The 14,924-nt window shown below is 55.3% G+C and carries 12 protein-coding genes and 1 pseudogene; 10 read left to right on the top strand and 3 right to left on the bottom strand.

Going from position 1 to position 14,924, the window contains the following annotated elements; translation table 11 throughout:
• Window positions 1-53: 53 nt before the first annotated feature.
• On the bottom strand, window positions 54-1,079 hold the full coding sequence (locus AC2FI8_RS08995) for a LacI family DNA-binding transcriptional regulator (RefSeq protein WP_496778601.1): 1,026 nt from the start codon (window positions 1,077-1,079) through the stop codon (window positions 54-56).
• A 120-nt stretch (window positions 1,080-1,199) separates the two neighbouring features.
• On the opposite strand from AC2FI8_RS08995, the gene xylB reads away from it, so the two are divergent.
• The 10 genes and pseudogenes from xylB to AC2FI8_RS08945 all read left to right on the top strand — a co-directional run bounded on the left by xylB (window position 1,200) and on the right by AC2FI8_RS08945 (window position 13,023).
• Complete coding sequence (xylB, locus tag AC2FI8_RS08990; protein WP_496778599.1) at window positions 1,200-2,636, top strand: xylulokinase; 1,437 nt, start codon at window positions 1,200-1,202, stop codon at window positions 2,634-2,636.
• A gap of 63 nt (window positions 2,637-2,699) precedes the next feature.
• A pseudogene (locus tag AC2FI8_RS08985) lies at window positions 2,700-2,828 on the top strand (IS5/IS1182 family transposase); the annotation flags it as partial.
• 704 nt (window positions 2,829-3,532) lie between these two features.
• A complete protein-coding gene (locus AC2FI8_RS08980; RefSeq protein ID WP_496778597.1) occupies window positions 3,533-4,099 on the top strand; it encodes a hemerythrin domain-containing protein in 567 nt (188 codons plus the stop codon).
• A gap of 8 nt (window positions 4,100-4,107) precedes the next feature.
• Entirely contained in the window at window positions 4,108-5,169 is a 1,062-nt protein-coding gene (locus AC2FI8_RS08975; RefSeq protein WP_496778595.1) for a glutathione S-transferase C-terminal domain-containing protein, read from the top strand.
• 66 nt (window positions 5,170-5,235) lie between these two features.
• Window positions 5,236-6,312 carry a cysteine synthase A gene (cysK, locus tag AC2FI8_RS08970; protein ID WP_496735329.1) on the top strand — a complete coding sequence of 359 codons (1,077 nt, stop codon included), beginning with the start codon at window positions 5,236-5,238 and terminating at the stop codon, window positions 6,310-6,312.
• A gap of 304 nt (window positions 6,313-6,616) precedes the next feature.
• Window positions 6,617-8,056, top strand: a complete 1,440-nt coding sequence (locus AC2FI8_RS08965) for an alanine/glycine:cation symporter family protein (protein WP_496778593.1) — start codon at window positions 6,617-6,619, stop codon at window positions 8,054-8,056.
• Complete coding sequence (locus AC2FI8_RS08960) at window positions 8,034-8,993, top strand: glutaminase (RefSeq protein WP_496778591.1); 960 nt, start codon at window positions 8,034-8,036, stop codon at window positions 8,991-8,993. Before AC2FI8_RS08965 ends, AC2FI8_RS08960 begins: the two co-directional genes overlap by 23 nt.
• A 254-nt stretch (window positions 8,994-9,247) precedes the next feature.
• Window positions 9,248-10,915 (top strand): sulfatase-like hydrolase/transferase, encoded by a 1,668-nt coding sequence (locus tag AC2FI8_RS08955; protein ID WP_282118903.1) that lies wholly within the window; start codon window positions 9,248-9,250, stop codon window positions 10,913-10,915.
• A gap of 62 nt (window positions 10,916-10,977) precedes the next feature.
• Window positions 10,978-12,222, top strand: a complete 1,245-nt coding sequence (locus tag AC2FI8_RS08950; RefSeq protein ID WP_496778589.1) for a DUF3179 domain-containing (seleno)protein — start codon at window positions 10,978-10,980, stop codon at window positions 12,220-12,222.
• A 48-nt stretch (window positions 12,223-12,270) separates the two neighbouring features.
• Window positions 12,271-13,023 (top strand): outer membrane protein, encoded by a 753-nt coding sequence (locus AC2FI8_RS08945; protein WP_496778587.1) that lies wholly within the window; start codon window positions 12,271-12,273, stop codon window positions 13,021-13,023.
• Window positions 13,024-13,062: 39 nt separating this feature from the next.
• On the opposite strand, the gene AC2FI8_RS08940 is transcribed toward AC2FI8_RS08945, so the two are convergent.
• Together AC2FI8_RS08940 and AC2FI8_RS08935 are read right to left on the bottom strand one after the other, a co-directional pair.
• Complete coding sequence (locus tag AC2FI8_RS08940) at window positions 13,063-13,788, bottom strand: MbnP family protein (protein ID WP_282169036.1); 726 nt, start codon at window positions 13,786-13,788, stop codon at window positions 13,063-13,065.
• On the bottom strand, window positions 13,788-14,909 hold the full coding sequence (locus AC2FI8_RS08935; protein WP_496778585.1) for a cytochrome-c peroxidase: 1,122 nt from the start codon (window positions 14,907-14,909) through the stop codon (window positions 13,788-13,790). The genes AC2FI8_RS08940 and AC2FI8_RS08935 overlap by 1 nt, the downstream gene beginning before the upstream one ends.
• Window positions 14,910-14,924: the final 15 nt, after the last annotated feature.

Raw genomic sequence — 14,924 nt, 5'->3', positions numbered from 1 at the left:
TGCAAAAATTGTCGCGGCGTCAATGAAAACTTTACGCGCGTTAATTTTTAAGATTAGGCGGAATCCCTCAATACCAGCCTTGCAGGGAACAACGTTTCCGACCGCGTTTCAAATTTCCCTCCACTTTCAATGAGTTCGAACAGAGTTTCGACGCTACGCCCGGCAACGTTGTCGTAATCATGGGCAGCCGTGGTCAGAGAGGGGCACGTAAATTTTGCGAAGGGATGATCGTCATTTGAAGCCAGACGCAGCGCGCAATCATCCTTTCGACCGACCCGAATCCCTTGCTCGTAGCAGGCCGCCAGAAAGCCGATTGCCAGCCGGTCATTGCTGCACAGGACCGAGTTAGTTCGCAACTCATTTTCCGCCAGAACTTTCAGGGCACCCGTGTGACCGATCTCTTCAAACGCCCAGCCCTTACCGTCGACTTTGATGATATGCGGCTCGAACCCGAGACGTTCCATGACTTCAACATAGGCTTTTCGGCGTTTATTGGCGTTCGGGTTTGCAGGTGTTCGCATTTCGAAGAAGGACGGGGGCTCGCCCGTCCGGATCATGTATTCCACGGTTTGCGACACAAAGCTGAAATTGTCCGACCCGATAAACGCGGCACCCAGACCATCAAGGTTACTGTCGAACAATACGGTCGGCACATTGGCGCAGAACCTCTCGATCACTGATTGGTCTGAGGTCCGCCCCAATGGCGCCAACAAAACCCCGGCAGGCTTCATGGATTGCAGCCCGTCCAGAATGTCGTTTTCCAGTTTTTGTTCACCATGAGAGCTAAAGAGGGACGGGCGATACCCCGCCGCGATACAGCTTTGTTCCAAATAGCGCGCGATTTCAGCAAAGAACGGATCAGCCAGATAGGGCACGACGATGCCGATATTCTTGGTCAGCTTCCGGTTCTGGTTCACCGCATAAATATTGGGGCGATAGTCGAACCGCTCTAACGCCTCTTCGATACGGGCCCGTGTTGTCGGGCGAACGCTGTCGGGATCGTGAAAGTACTTGGATACCGTAGGCCGCGAGATGCCACTGAGGGCTGCGAACTCTTCCATATTTTTTATTTTGGTCATGTCAGTCTGCCTGCGGATCTGAGCCGCCTTGATCTTATCATATTTTTACATATTCTTTGCGCGCGCTAAAAAATCAATAGCCATGCAAGGTTCGGGCGTTTCTGCGGGCAAGGGGATTGAATGTTTCTCGGGATTGATATCGGAACGTCAGCGGTCAAACTTGTCTGTGCGGATACCGATCGAATTCTTGCAACGTCTTCAATAGACATAAAGACTTCCTCGCCACAGCCTGGTTGGTCAGAGCAGCACCCGGATATTTGGTGGCAGGCGACGCGCGATGCATTGAGCCAACTTGCAAAACAAGTCACGCTGTCTGAGGTGCAGGCCGTCGGGTTGTCCGGTCAGATGCATGGGGCCGTTTTGCTGGATCGCGATCTGCGCCCGATCCGTCCGGCGATCCTGTGGAATGACAGCAGAGCGGTACGTGAATGCGATGAACTGCGCGCAGCCCAACCGCAGATTGGTCATATCGCTGGCGTTCTCCCTTTGCCGGGTTTCACGGCACCCAAAATCGCCTGGTTGAAACAACATGAGCCGGCACACTATGCTCGACTTGCTCATATCCTGCTGCCCAAGGATTACATCGGGTTATGCTTGCATGGAGAGTTGGCAACCGACACTTCCGATGCAGCCGGTACAATGTGGCTCGATCAGGCATCGCGAAAATGGCATGTCGGAGTTGCCGAAGCCACAGATGTCGCGCCCGATTGGCTGCCGCAGGTTTTCGACGGTCACGTCGTCGTCGGAACCGTGACGGTGCAAGCCGCAGCTGAAACCGGGCTGAAACCTGGCGTGCCCGTCGTTGCCGGAGGCGGAGACGCGGCAACCGGGGCGGTATCTCTGGGCGCCACCGAACCGGGACGTGGGTTCATTTCACTGGGGACGTCCGGCCAGTTGTTCGTGGCGGACCGTCGGTTCAAGCCCAATCCTGAACACTATGTGCATGCTTTTGCGCACACATTGCCCGACCGTTGGTATCAAATGGCCGCTATGCTGAACGGCGCAAGGCCGATTTCATGGATTGGTGGTCAATTGGAGCTGTCCGCTGCCGAAGTTGTTGCGCTTGCTGAAACGGTCAGCGGTGATCGCGGGCCGATTTTCCTGCCGTATTTGACGGGTGAACGCAGCCCACTTGGGGATCCACATATTCGCGCCTGTTTCTTTGGTCTTGAGGATTCGACAACGCGCGCGGATCTCTGCCGTTCCGTAGTCGAAGCAATTGCTTTTTGTTTTGCTGACGCCGCGCAGAGCTTCGGAGACACGATAGACAATCTCCCGGAACTGGCAGCAATTGGAGGAGGCAGTCAATCGGATCTCCTGCTGGGCCTGATCGCTACAGTGACGGGCAAGCCCATTTTGCGTTCGGAAGGCGCGAGTTCCGGTCCGGCCTATGGCGCTGCCCGTCTGGCAGCCTGTGGCAATGGTGCTTTGGGCAAAGCCGATCTAGCGCTTCAGCCACCAACAACGGATCGGTTCGAGCCCGCTGACATGGCCGCGCTCTTCCAGCGGTTGAGGCGATTTCGCAGGCTCTATTCTGCAGTGAACACTATCTATTAGGCGCAGGACCCATTGATTTCCATTGGGCTTCGTGTGTCCCGGTTCGAACACCGAGCGGTGAACATGTCTGATCTTTTCTCTCTAACGGATGCGCAGATGGTGCGTCTTGTGCCCCTCTTCCCTAAGTCCCAAGGTACGTCGCACGTCGATAACCCGCCTGTGCTGATTGGATTCCCGGACCGGACAGGCGTGACACTGGAACGGGCGATGCTGCTACTCGGAGGGATGCCTTGCGCTATTCGGACGCTGCTAGCCGCTGTGCATCTCTAGCGAGCAAAGGTGGAATTGAGCATTTTGCCGTCGGGTCTAAGCCGGGGACACGCGTAGCCGCAGGTTGCTGGCGTCTGAAGAGACCAACGTTGACCCCGTAGAGTTCGGCAACCTGTCTCATACTGTTGTTATGCCAAAGTTGAAAATACCAAGAAATGTTCTGTGGTTGATGAGTACCCTCTCGATTACTTTCACGCCTATCATATCTGATTTTTTTCGCGACTTCATAAACCTCTGAACACTCAGGGTTTGCGGTCGCATTCATTGTTTGTCGATCCATGCGATCTCGTTGATTTACTGAGAGATTTTCAAACCATTCGAACAGCCGCATCACGGCTCAACATCAGCGAGAACGCCGTACCGACCATAATTTCAAAAAGGGAGAAATGCGCCTGCCACCGAGGGTGGCGAAATGCCGCTTTACCGCAGGGTCCAAACTCTCGCTATGCAGCGCAATTTCCTCGCCTGAACTTCTGGTTTATTCCGCCAGAGCTTGGCATGCGCACCAAACTGGCGAATTTGAGCGACACAAAACTAACGATGTGCAGTGATAGACACCAACTGTGCACCTTTGAGCCTAACGGTACGAGTTTTCCACACACATGTTTGCGGAAAGGAGTAAGCGCATGCTTGATACATACAACATTCGCACCGCTGATATGCCGGGCGAGATGCAGATCTTGCTCGATCAATATCCACGCGACAGCTGGGAAGCACACCCTGGCTTCACCGAGAAAACCCGCCATTGGCTGGGTGCCCATCTGATGTTTCGGCGCCTTGCCCGGCTGGTTCGCTCCGATGCAGAAAGCTATCTTGAAAAGGACCTGTCCCCCGAAGAGTACGCCGCGCGCCTGTCCTATTATGGAAACGCGCTTGTTGGAAACTTGCACGGCCATCACGGTTGGGAAGATCATAGCTACTTCCCCGAGCTTTCTGCCGCGGATTCCCGCTTTGACGCCGGACTGAAGGTTTTGGAAAAGGACCATGCCGACCTCGATCTGGTCCTTGACCAATACACAAGGACGGCCAATCGTGTGATCAAGCTCATCCAATTGGATGAGGCTCAGGCCCGATCCGAAGTCGGATCTCTGCGCGACACCTCAGAAGCCATCGAGGCCTTTCTGAAACGGCACCTGAGCGATGAGGAAGACCTTGCCGTCCCAATCATCCTTCACCACCGGCTAAGAGGTTAAAGCCAAGCATGACCGATCAATCCAAACAGGAAGATCAGGCCAATGCCGCAGAGCGCGGCGCACAAGGAGAGTTCGTGCGCGGCGTCAGCGGTTTTCGGCATGCGATCGGCGACCCGGAGTTTCCGGCCGAGCCTGGGCGATATCACCTGTTTGTCGCCCTCAATTGCCCGTGGTGCCATCGGGTGACGCTAGCGCGCAACATATTGGGACTGCAGGATAGCATTTCGATGGATGTGGCCTTTCCCAATCGCACCACAGAAGACGACCCAGAGGGTCCGAACAACTGGCAGTTCGCGCCCGAGCTTGTTGCGTCGGCAACTGGGGCGACGTTGCCTGAATGCACCTTGGAAACCGCAACGGGACAAGTGTTCAGGCTGGTTCGCGACATTTACCGTGTGGAAGGATCAGACGAGCGTTCAGTTCCGATCCTCTATGACAAAAAGACCAGCCGCATCGTCAACAACGAAAGCGCTGAGATCATCCGTATGTTGAATGAAAATGCGGCGCTGCTGAGCAGTTCGAGCAATGAAACCAGCCGGCCAAACCTTTACCCGGATGATCCAGCGATCCGGACTGAAATTGACGAATTGAACCAGCAAATCTTTGTCGCCATCAACAACGGGGCCTACAAAGCCGGGTTTTCGTCTGATCAAAACGTCTATGCCGCCAGTTTCGGGACTTACTTCAAAACATTGGCGCAGTTGGAAAATCGGTTGGCCAGCGATGGCAGACCTTTTCTGACCGGGGACCGATTTACAGAAGCCGATCTGCGGCTTTTCCCGACACTCTACCGCCATGACCCGGTTTACTACCTGCGCATGAAGCTGAATGGCGCCAAGATTCTTGACTACCCTCACCTCTGGCGCTGGCTTTGTCGCGTCCATGATCTGCCCGGGGTAGCAGCAAGCAGTTCACTGGATCACTGTCAGCAAGGGTACTTCGGCCGAAGCTGGAATGGTGTTATTCCCGCAGGCCCGTTTGTTCCCATGGCGTATCCCAAAGCTTATGGGCATCCGGAACTGGCAGATCAACGTGTAACCCCGTCGGTCATTTCCAAGACGAATGTTTAAAGCGCCGAAGCCGCGAAATTAGTATAAACTGGCTCGGATGTTACCAACCGAACGAGGGGTATCGCTATGGGAATTCGGCAGACTAAAGGACGCAAACGGCTTTATGATAGTGTTCTCGACACCGTAGGTGACACACCCTGTATCCGGATCAACAGGATCGCCCCATCACATGTCACGGTCTATGTGAAATTCGAGGCTTTCAATCCCGCGGGTTCGGTCAAGGATCGCCTCGCGCTGAACATTATCGAGGCGGCGGAACGTGACGGGCGGCTAAAACCCGGCCAAACCGTTGTCGAGGCCACTTCCGGCAACACCGGTATCGGCCTTGCGATGGTGTGTGCGGCCAAAGGGTATCCCCTGGTGCTGACCATGGCCGACAGCTTCTCGGTCGAGCGTCGCAAGCTGATGCGCTTTCTCGGCGCAAAGGTCGTGCTGACGCCGCGGGCCCAAAAGGGCTTTGGCATGTATATCAAGGCCAAGGAATTAGCCGAACAGAATGGATGGTTTCTGGCCAGCCAGTTCGAGACGTCAGCGAATGCCGACATTCACGAGAACACCACTGCTCGAGAAATCATGGCAGATTTCGAAGGTGAGCGGCTGGACTATTGGGTCACCGGCTATGGCACCGGCGGGACCGTTTCCGGTGTCGCACGCGTTCTTCGGGCAGAGCGCCCCGACACAAAAATCATCCTGACAGAACCCGCCAACGCAGCGATTGTGTCATCGGGTTACACAAACACCCGCAACGAGGGTCACCAACCCACCGAAAGCCATCCGAATTTTGAGCCACATCCGATCCAAGGTTGGACCCCAGACTTTATCCCATGGGTTCTGCAAGAGGCGATCGACAAGGATTACTATGATGAATTGATCCCTGTCCCCGGTGCCGAGGGGATTGAATGGTCCAGACGGCTGGCGTCGGAAGAAGGGATTTTTACGGGAATATCTGGTGGCTCGACGCTTGCTGTTGCTATGAAAGTGGCCGAGCAAGCCCCGCAGGGTTCAGTTCTGCTGGTGATGTTGCCGGACACGGGCGAGCGCTATCTATCCACACCACTTTTCGACGGAATCGAAGAAGATATGACCGAAGACGAGCGCGTGATTTCGATGTCGACACCTTCGGCACAGATGGCCGCTGAATAGGCAAAGCACACTTCATCTGGACGCTTCTATGACTATGGCATTCGGGACGGTCTGCGCCCCGAATGCGCTTTTCGCAGCGCGCTCACAACCTTCGGAACACGCAGGTCAGACTGTAGTTGAACCCGCGCAAAAAATCGTCACCGGAATGAATTCCCATTGTTAAATCAATTGTATATGTCGGGACGTTTCGCCAATTTTCGGGTTTGAAGCTTGACTCGACAACCCTCCCTTCGTGCATGATGGACGAATAAGCATCGTATTTTAGCTGCTTTTTCGAACGGTCTAAGTTCTCAGGAGGCGGACGATGGAAGCAATTGTTAACGGCATTAACTCTATTCTTTGGAACTACGTCCTGATCTACGGGTTGCTCGGCGTCGGCATATTTTTCACCATTCGTCTGGGTGCGCTGCAGTTTCTACATTTCGGCGAGATGATCCGCGTCCTTACCTCGTCCAAATCCACTGACAAACGCGGAATTACACCGTTTCAGGCACTGACCGTTAGTCTGGCGTCACGCGTTGGCACCGGAAACCTGGCCGGTGTCGCCGTGGCTTTGACCCTGGGTGGCCCCGGCGCAATTTTCTGGATGTGGATCGTAGCCCTGGTCGGGATGGCCACAGCCTATTCCGAAAGCACTCTTGCGCAACTTTACAAGGTCACGTCTTCGAACGGGCGGTTCCGTGGCGGTCCTGCTTTTTACATGGCCAATGCCCTGAACGCGCCTTGGGCCGGTGTGATCTTTTCGATCTGCCTGATCGTCAGTTTCGGCCTGGTTTTTGTCGCCGTCCAATCCAACTCAATCGCTGAGGCGTTCGAAGGCGCGTTCGGGTTGAACAAATTGATTGCTGGTCTGGCGCTGGCGGCTGCCGCTGCTGTGGTCATCTTTGGCGGCATCCGAACCATTGCGCGATTTGCCGAAATCGTCGTGCCGCTCATGGCCGGGCTTTACCTGTTGCTGGCCTGTGTTGTCGTTGTCCTGAACCTGCCACAGGTGCCTGCAATGCTGTGGTCTATCGTTGCAGGGGCTTTTGGCCTTCAGGAAGCCGCAGGCGGCGTCACAGGTGGCGTGATGGCAGCAGCGCTCAATGGTATAAAGCGCGGGTTGTTTTCAAACGAAGCTGGCATGGGCTCGGCCCCCAATATCGCGGCTGTTGCCACACCGGCTCCGCACCACCCGTCGAGCCAGGGTTTGGTTCAGGCGTTTGGCTGTTTCGTGGATACGATACTGGTCGCCACCGCGACAGCATTGCTGATCCTGCTGTCTGGCGCCATCGAACCAGACGGGGCCACCGGTATGCGTCTAACTCAGGATGCGGCAGCGGTCCATCTGGGTGAGATCGGCCGCCATTTTATCGCAATCGCAATCGTGTTTTTTGGCTTTACGTCGATATTGGGCAATTACTCATACGCAGAAAACGCCATGACGTTTCTGAAGCTGGAAGGCAAAGTGCCTATCTACATCTTGCGCCTGGGTTGTCTTGCCATGGTCGTCTGGGGCGCGGTGCAAGCGGTCAGCACAGTGTTCAATTTTGCAGATGCAGCCATGGGCGTAATGGCAACCATCAACCTGGTCGCCATCGTGCTGCTGTCGGGCACAGTGTACAAACTGACCGTGGACTATTTCACGCAGCGCAGACAGAATCTTGAGCCCCGCTTTGTGGCAAGCAAATTCCCTGAATTTGACAAAGGCGTGGATCACTCAGTCTGGACGGAGGAGGCATATGCCGAGACCCAGCGTGATTGAAACCGGTGAGTTGCAGGTCATTTTGGATGACATCGCCGATCGCGTTGCCGGCATGTCGGAACGCGGGAAGGTCGCCCAATATATTCCCGAACTTGCCAGCGTTGACCTGAACCAGTTCGGCATCGCTGTCGCACCCATTGACGGCGCGCCTGTTTCGGCCGGAAATGCGGACACGCTGTTTTCCATTCAAAGCATTTCCAAGGTTTTTTCGCTGACAGAGGCCCTGCAACATGTGGGCGCGACCCTTTGGCAACGTGTGGGGCGCGAACCTTCCGGCGATCCGTTTAATTCAATCGTCCAGCTCGAACATGAACGTGGAATTCCCAGAAACCCGTTTATTAACCCCGGCGCCATCGTCGTGGCCGACGTTCTGCTAGAAGACCGAAGCTCTGATGAGGCGGTCAATGATGTACTGAACCTTTGCCGGACGCTCGCAGAGGATGCGTCCATTCAAGTGGATAAAGCCGTTGCAGACTCCGAGATGCGGACAGGGTCCAGAAACAGGGCACTTGCGCATTTCATGAAAGCCGAGGGAAACCTAAAAGCGCCAGTCGAAGATGTTCTGTCGCTGTATTTCCGCCAATGCAGCATCGCCATGTCGTGCCGTCAATTGGCGGTTGCGGGCCGATATCTGGCCGCCGCGGGGCAGAACCCGGCAGATGCTTCAACCGTTCTGTCCGCGCAACGCGCCCGCAGAGTGACTGCGCTGATGATGATGTGCGGATCTTATGACGCCTCGGGCGAGTTTGCATTCCGCGTTGGACTTCCTGCCAAAAGCGGTGTCGGCGGTGGCATCCTGTGTATCGTACCAGGCATCGCAGCGGTCACAGCATGGAGCCCGGGACTGGACGCAAAAGGCAACTCTCATTTGGCTAGCATTGCATTTCAGGAACTGGTCCGCGCGACCGGATGGTCGGTGTTCGGGCCAAGTGTTTGACTGCCGAAACACACAGTTCACTCACGCCGCTTCTCTCGAATATTTCGCGTGGTTTTGCGCAACCTTCTGGGGTTCCTCCTGTCAGCCGCTAAGACACGTGGCATCCGGCCGGCGTGTGACTGACTTTCCCAAGAAATCTAGAGGTTACCTCCATCCGGCTTTTGCAGCGTAGCGTTTCAACAGCAAATATAATAATGTTTCAATATGACAAACAGCCTGCGCCGTGGAGTCGGTATTCTGAAGGGGAGATTGGAATGAAATTGCAGTGTGTTTTTGTGTTGTCGATGGGCTTTGCTGCCTTATCGGCTGAAGCGCAGGAAAACCCAATTCAACACGATGCGGAATTCTATATCCTTCAAGCACAGCTTGGATCGCAATGGGCCCAAGACGACGCAGCCGTTGACCAAGCATTAGCTGCGTTTCGGGAAGGTAACGGTGGAAACCCTCCAAATATCGTCAGTGTGCTGATCGATGACTTGGGCTTTGGGGATATGGGCATCCCAGAGCTGAATGCAGTACGCGGGTATGAAACACCGAACATTAATGACTTCTCGGATCAGGCCATGCGGATGGTTCGGATGTACACCGAACCATCGTGCACGCCGACGCGCGTGGCACAAATGACCGGACGCCTGCCTGTCCGTATGGGTATGGGGAACACACAAGTTGATATTGCCGGAGAAGGCCTGCCGGGTGGCGAAATTACACTCGCTGAAGTGCTTAAGCAGGCCGGCTACTCCACGAGTCATGTTGGCAAATGGCATATGGGTGACATTTCAGAAAGCTGGGCAATGAATCAGGGGTTTGACTATGCCCAGCATGCGATTCATCAGCAGGGGCAGTTAACCATATTCCACGATGACGCGATTAAGGAGCAGGTTTCCGTAGCCATCAACGATTATGACGACAAGTATACTGTCGACAAGTGGTTCCGCCCCGACGCCTCGGCCATGATGACCGTGATTGAAGGCGAGGCCGGGGGTCCCATCCGCGAAATTAGGATGAAACCCGGCGAACGTTGGAACGCGGCCAAGTATGACGAGATGAACCAAGCCTTCCAAGACAAGACCATGGAAGAACTAGAGCGCTTGGCTGGTGGCGAGGATCAGTTCTTCCTGCAATACTGGCCGATGATCCCACTGGACAACACACGGACCGGCCGGACCGGACCAAAAAGCGCAAATGGCGGCCTTTATGTCGACAAAATGCAGCTACTTGACCAATGGCTTGGAGATCTCTTTGCCAAGATTGACGAGCTTGGATTGGCTGAGAACACCATCGTTATTGTAATGGGCGACAACGGCCATTTTACCAAATATTCACCGCAATCTGGGTTCACACCGATGATCTTCCGTGGCGGCAAGGCCGACACCACTGAAGGTGGCGTACGAGTTGACGCCTTTATCCGATGGCCCGGCATGATCGAAGCGGACGGGCTGCTCAACAGTATCATCCACGTCTCGGACCTTTATACCACCTTGTCGCGCTTTGCCGGTGCTGATGAGTTCATACCGCGCGACCGCCTGATTGACGGAGTGGATCAATCCGCTGCGCTACTTTTCGACGATGAATCCAAATCGCGTCGCGATCACGTGATCATCTATTCGGACAAAAAACCCGAGGCGATCGTCAAGGATCAGCTCAAACTCATCTTGCCGCCTCCGGGCAAGAACCCGATCGCGGCCAAGTTCTTTGACCTCTATCGAGATACTCGTGAAGAATTTTCAGTCTCGACCGAGGTTGGCGCATGGGGCGGCCAGGAATTTGTGCGCATCTTGGGTCGTCACATGGCACGAAAGGAAAAATTCCCGGATGTGCCTCCAGCATATGGCGCGCCCTACGAGGGGATCGAAAACACCCGCCCCGAAACCCAGCTAGCCGTCGACGCGTTTCTCATAAAACGCGCGGCACCACAGCAATAATCCCTGACCGCCCGCAGTTTTGCCGCAGGCGGCCTATTGGAACCCGAAAATAGGATAACCATATGGCAGGAAACATCATTTTCGCTCTGGGTTTAGTCGTTTCACTGGGTATCGGGTTCGTCTATTTCCGCGATCTTGGCGACATTTCGCAAATGGTGCTTAAGGTTAAACGCAAAAACATGATCCGGTTTATCCGACACGAATACCGCCTGATCGCAGTGGGGTTGAGCGGATTTGCCGTCGCTACGCTTGCGCATTTCATTCTGGGCGGCGGCCCGTTCTGGCTGTGGCTGATTGCGGCGCTGCTAGTTTTGGTTTTGTATGGATTTCCCTATGTGTGGGTCCATCTGGGGCTGAGGAACCAACTCAACACTGCGGCCTTCTTTCCTATTGCCGAGGCGCAAAAATTCATCGGCCCGACCGCGCCGGTCATCGTTATTGAAAACAATGGTCACGCCCGCGCGCATCCCGATGCGCAAATCATGCGACCCCACTTGGCCGGCAATGCTGACGGGCTGGGTGGCGAAGATATCGTCATGACCTTTTGCGCGATGGCCAACCTTGGGCAAGGCTATGCCCCACGCATCGAGGGCAACCGACTGGATCTTGAAGTTCTGGCCCAACACGGCAACAACCTGATCCTGCGGGACAACGAAACCGGGGAACCCATCCAGCAGATCTATGGGTTTCGCGAGACGGATCGCGATACTGGCGCGGATGGGCCCGCCTGCCCTGTGCGCCCCGAAGCAAAGATGCAGCCCTGGCCCACGTATCGGATGACGTTCCGCGGATTTCAAAAAGCGTTTCCCGATGGCGAGGTGTATCTGAACAAGCCCTCGCCGAACCCGTTTTTGCGGCTGCTGGATATGGTGACGGAGATAACATTTGGCTGGGGGATCGCGCGCCAGCATCAGGAAGATGCGCCCGTCATGGACAACATGGACAGTTCGGACAATCGGCTTCCGAACAAGACCTATGTCTGGGGCATCACGATCGGCAACGACGCTGCCTGCTGGACCGATGATTTCGTGGTCGAGAATGACTGGATCGTAAACGCAAATGTCGGTGGGCGTGACGTGGTTGTCAGTCTGGACCCAAAGTACGAAAGCCTCGGCGTTTGGTACAATGACAGAGGTCAGCCCATCACCCGCTGCGATTTCTGGGGAATGTCGGATCAGGGAAAATTGCAACGCGTCGAGACCCTGCGTGCCGGTGTTTTCTGGCATGTCTGGTCCGAGTTCTTTCCGGAAACCGATATCAACCGTGTCGGACCGCGCGTTCAACAGTCTGGCGAAGCCGCTGAATGAGTGAGCAATCAGATCAGATTGCCAAATTGGAACAAACGGAGGATCAAAATGGTCTTTAAGAGGGAAATAACAACCGCTGCGTGGGCCGTGGCGGTCTGGATACCAATGACAACTGCCGCTGTGGCGCAGCAATCCGATTGGTCCTATGAGGCAACAATATACCTGTTCATGCCTGAAACAGAGGTTACGCAAGAAACGGCCCGCGGCACTGTTGATGGAACGCTGAGTTTCTCTGACGCGCTAGAAAATCTCGATCTGGCCTTCATGGGCGTCCTTGGTGCATCAAACGGGCGCTGGTCACTATTGGCCGACTATAACTACGTGGACGTCTCTTTCAGCAATGACACGCCCGGTCCGGCAAGTTCTGGTCTTGAAACCTCTCTCACAACGCAATTTTTCAGCGGTTATGTAGGTTACCGGGCTTATACTACAGATACGTCCTACGTGGACCTGGTCGGCGGTTTCCGCTGGTTTCGGACGCAGACCGATTTCACCGTCCTTCCCGGAGCAGCCCCGGGCCGGTCCGTCAGTGTCGATGAAAGCTGGACAGACCCGGTCATCGGCGTTCGAGCCCGCGTCGCATTCAACGACAGGTGGTCCGGCACTGGCTTTTTTGATTACGGCGGCTTCAGCAGCGACAGCGAAACATGGCAGGTCTTGCTGACTGCGGATTATGAAATCAACGACAGGTGGGTGATCCGCGGCGGTTATCGCTATATCTCTTTCGATCACGAGATTGACGGCAACGATTTCACGTTCGAACAGTCCGGCCCCATGATTGGTGCGACTTATCGGTTCTGAGGGGCTCTTTTAGCCCTTCAAACCTTACCCTATCCAAAGTCACTTAAACATCGGGGTGATCATGACCGCGTAGTTGTCGGCCAGCATGGCGGCGTCTTCGCGGTTGAATTTGACTGACGAGAGCATACGCAGGTCGACTTGCGTGGGCCCGTCAAATAGCTTTGCAACATCGACGTTCATGTGCAGGTCCACATCGCCCTCAACAACGATATCCGGTGGCAACTGGATATCGACCTCGCGCGCGTTTTCCGAAAACCCAACGTGATAGACCAACGGCGAGACCTCTTCGCCAATCCGCAGCGTTCCTTCCATCACGACGAATTTATAGCCGACCTCCCAATTCCATGCCATTTGACTGTTGGGATCAAGATCCCCGCGCGCTTGGATCGAGCCATTGGCTTCTGGGTCTACGCCGATCATGAAACGGATGTGCTCAATGCTGCTCAAGGGAATGTCGTTCAGCCTGATCGAATGGGTTGTTTCCGGATTGTCGAACCGGAGCAGATGATAGCTGTCAGGCTCAGCAAACAGCGCTCCATCTTGCGAGAGGGTCAGGTTGCTGAGGTAGAGCCGGAAGTCACGAACCCTGAACGTGCCGCGCCCGGCGGGGTTTTCGTACACGAACTCATCAAACACCAACGGATGATCACCCATCTTCGCATGAAAGGTCAAAGTAATCGTCGTAGTGCGCTGAGGACCAAGGGCAAAGAACAGCGCTCCGCCAACGAACAACAGTATCGCAAGCGCCGTCATCCAAATACGCATCAGCCGTCTCCTTCGAACGGATTGGAAAACTGTGTGTTTGTCAGAAAACCCTCATCCGTCAGCGTGTTCAGGAACGCGATGATGGACTGCACCTCGTCGGGCGTCATACGCAGGCCCACAGTGCCCTGCCCGGCCTCTGGCGCATTGTCGGCCTCAAGGATCAAAGGGCTGAGCGTATCGCTGACGACAATCCCGTCATTGTAGTGATCCATGACCTCTTCCAATGTCTCGAACCGGCCATCATGCATGTAGGGCGCGGTTACTGCGATGTTGCGCAGTGTCGGCACTTTGAAGAAGCCCTTGTGCGCCGGATTGCCGGTCACGGCCATCAGGCCATCCGGCAGGTCGTCATCGGAATCCAGCCCATTGTTTGAAAACCCATCCAATGCGTCCCGAAACCCGGAAGTCAAAAACTGGCTGTGGCAGTCGATGCAGTTCCCACCACGTAATGAAACCTTGGTGTCCGGATGCGCCATGAATAGTTTGCGCCCGTGTTCTTCCTGCGCGGTCAAACGCACTTCGCCACGCAGAAACCTGTCGTATTTTGAAGCCGACGAAATCAGCATTCGCATGAAGGTCGACAATGCCCGGGCCACGTTTTCGGCGCTGACTTCCCCGTATGCCTTGCGGAACATCCGCCGATAGTCGCGGGATGCCTGCAATTCTGTGACAAGCTCTCCTAGGTCCTGATCCATCTCGTCCGGGTGTTGAATCGGCATCAATGCCTGCGCTTCCAACGACGTTGCGCGACCGTCCCAGAAGAACCGCTCTTGGCCCCAAAGAAGGTTGGTCAAACTCATGGAGCTGAACTCCAGCTCTCCGCCCGACAATGCGGGCGACTTTGCCAGACCATCAGTGAAGGCAAGAGCCTGCATATGGCATGTCGCGCAGGACACCTGATTGTTGCCGGACAGGATAGGGTCGTAGAACAGGTGGCGCCCAAGGGCAAAGGCCTCTTCCGTCAGCGGGTTGTCCGGCGGCACAGCAAAGCGTCCGAAAACAAAAGGCGCCGAGAAGCCAGCAATCGGCGTCGCCGTCGGCCTGCGTGCCCGGTCCCAGAAAACCCACGCCGTCGCCGCGATCACCACGGCGACGGCCGCTGTCAAAAACACCCGAAGCATAACGCCCCCAGAGCA

Source organism: Ruegeria sp. CDSB029 (assembly GCF_059611125.1).
This window is presented reverse-complemented; position numbering and strand designations above follow the sequence as displayed.

Excerpts from the sequence above, each read along its gene's own strand:
- AC2FI8_RS08995 (WP_496778601.1), bottom strand. The coding sequence starts at position 1,079 with ATGACCAAAATAAAAAATATGGAAGAGTTCGCAGCCCTCAGTGGCATC.
- xylB (WP_496778599.1), top strand. The coding sequence starts at position 1,200 with ATGTTTCTCGGGATTGATATCGGAACGTCAGCGGTCAAACTTGTCTGT.
- AC2FI8_RS08980 (WP_496778597.1), top strand. The coding sequence starts at position 3,533 with ATGCTTGATACATACAACATTCGCACCGCTGATATGCCGGGCGAGATG.
- AC2FI8_RS08975 (WP_496778595.1), top strand. The coding sequence starts at position 4,108 with ATGACCGATCAATCCAAACAGGAAGATCAGGCCAATGCCGCAGAGCGC.
- cysK (WP_496735329.1), top strand. The coding sequence starts at position 5,236 with ATGGGAATTCGGCAGACTAAAGGACGCAAACGGCTTTATGATAGTGTT.
- AC2FI8_RS08965 (WP_496778593.1), top strand. The coding sequence starts at position 6,617 with ATGGAAGCAATTGTTAACGGCATTAACTCTATTCTTTGGAACTACGTC.
- AC2FI8_RS08960 (WP_496778591.1), top strand. The coding sequence starts at position 8,034 with ATGCCGAGACCCAGCGTGATTGAAACCGGTGAGTTGCAGGTCATTTTG.
- AC2FI8_RS08955 (WP_282118903.1), top strand. The coding sequence starts at position 9,248 with ATGAAATTGCAGTGTGTTTTTGTGTTGTCGATGGGCTTTGCTGCCTTA.
- AC2FI8_RS08950 (WP_496778589.1), top strand. The coding sequence starts at position 10,978 with ATGGCAGGAAACATCATTTTCGCTCTGGGTTTAGTCGTTTCACTGGGT.
- AC2FI8_RS08945 (WP_496778587.1), top strand. The coding sequence starts at position 12,271 with ATGGTCTTTAAGAGGGAAATAACAACCGCTGCGTGGGCCGTGGCGGTC.
- AC2FI8_RS08940 (WP_282169036.1), bottom strand. The coding sequence starts at position 13,788 with ATGCGTATTTGGATGACGGCGCTTGCGATACTGTTGTTCGTTGGCGGA.
- AC2FI8_RS08935 (WP_496778585.1), bottom strand. The coding sequence starts at position 14,909 with ATGCTTCGGGTGTTTTTGACAGCGGCCGTCGCCGTGGTGATCGCGGCG.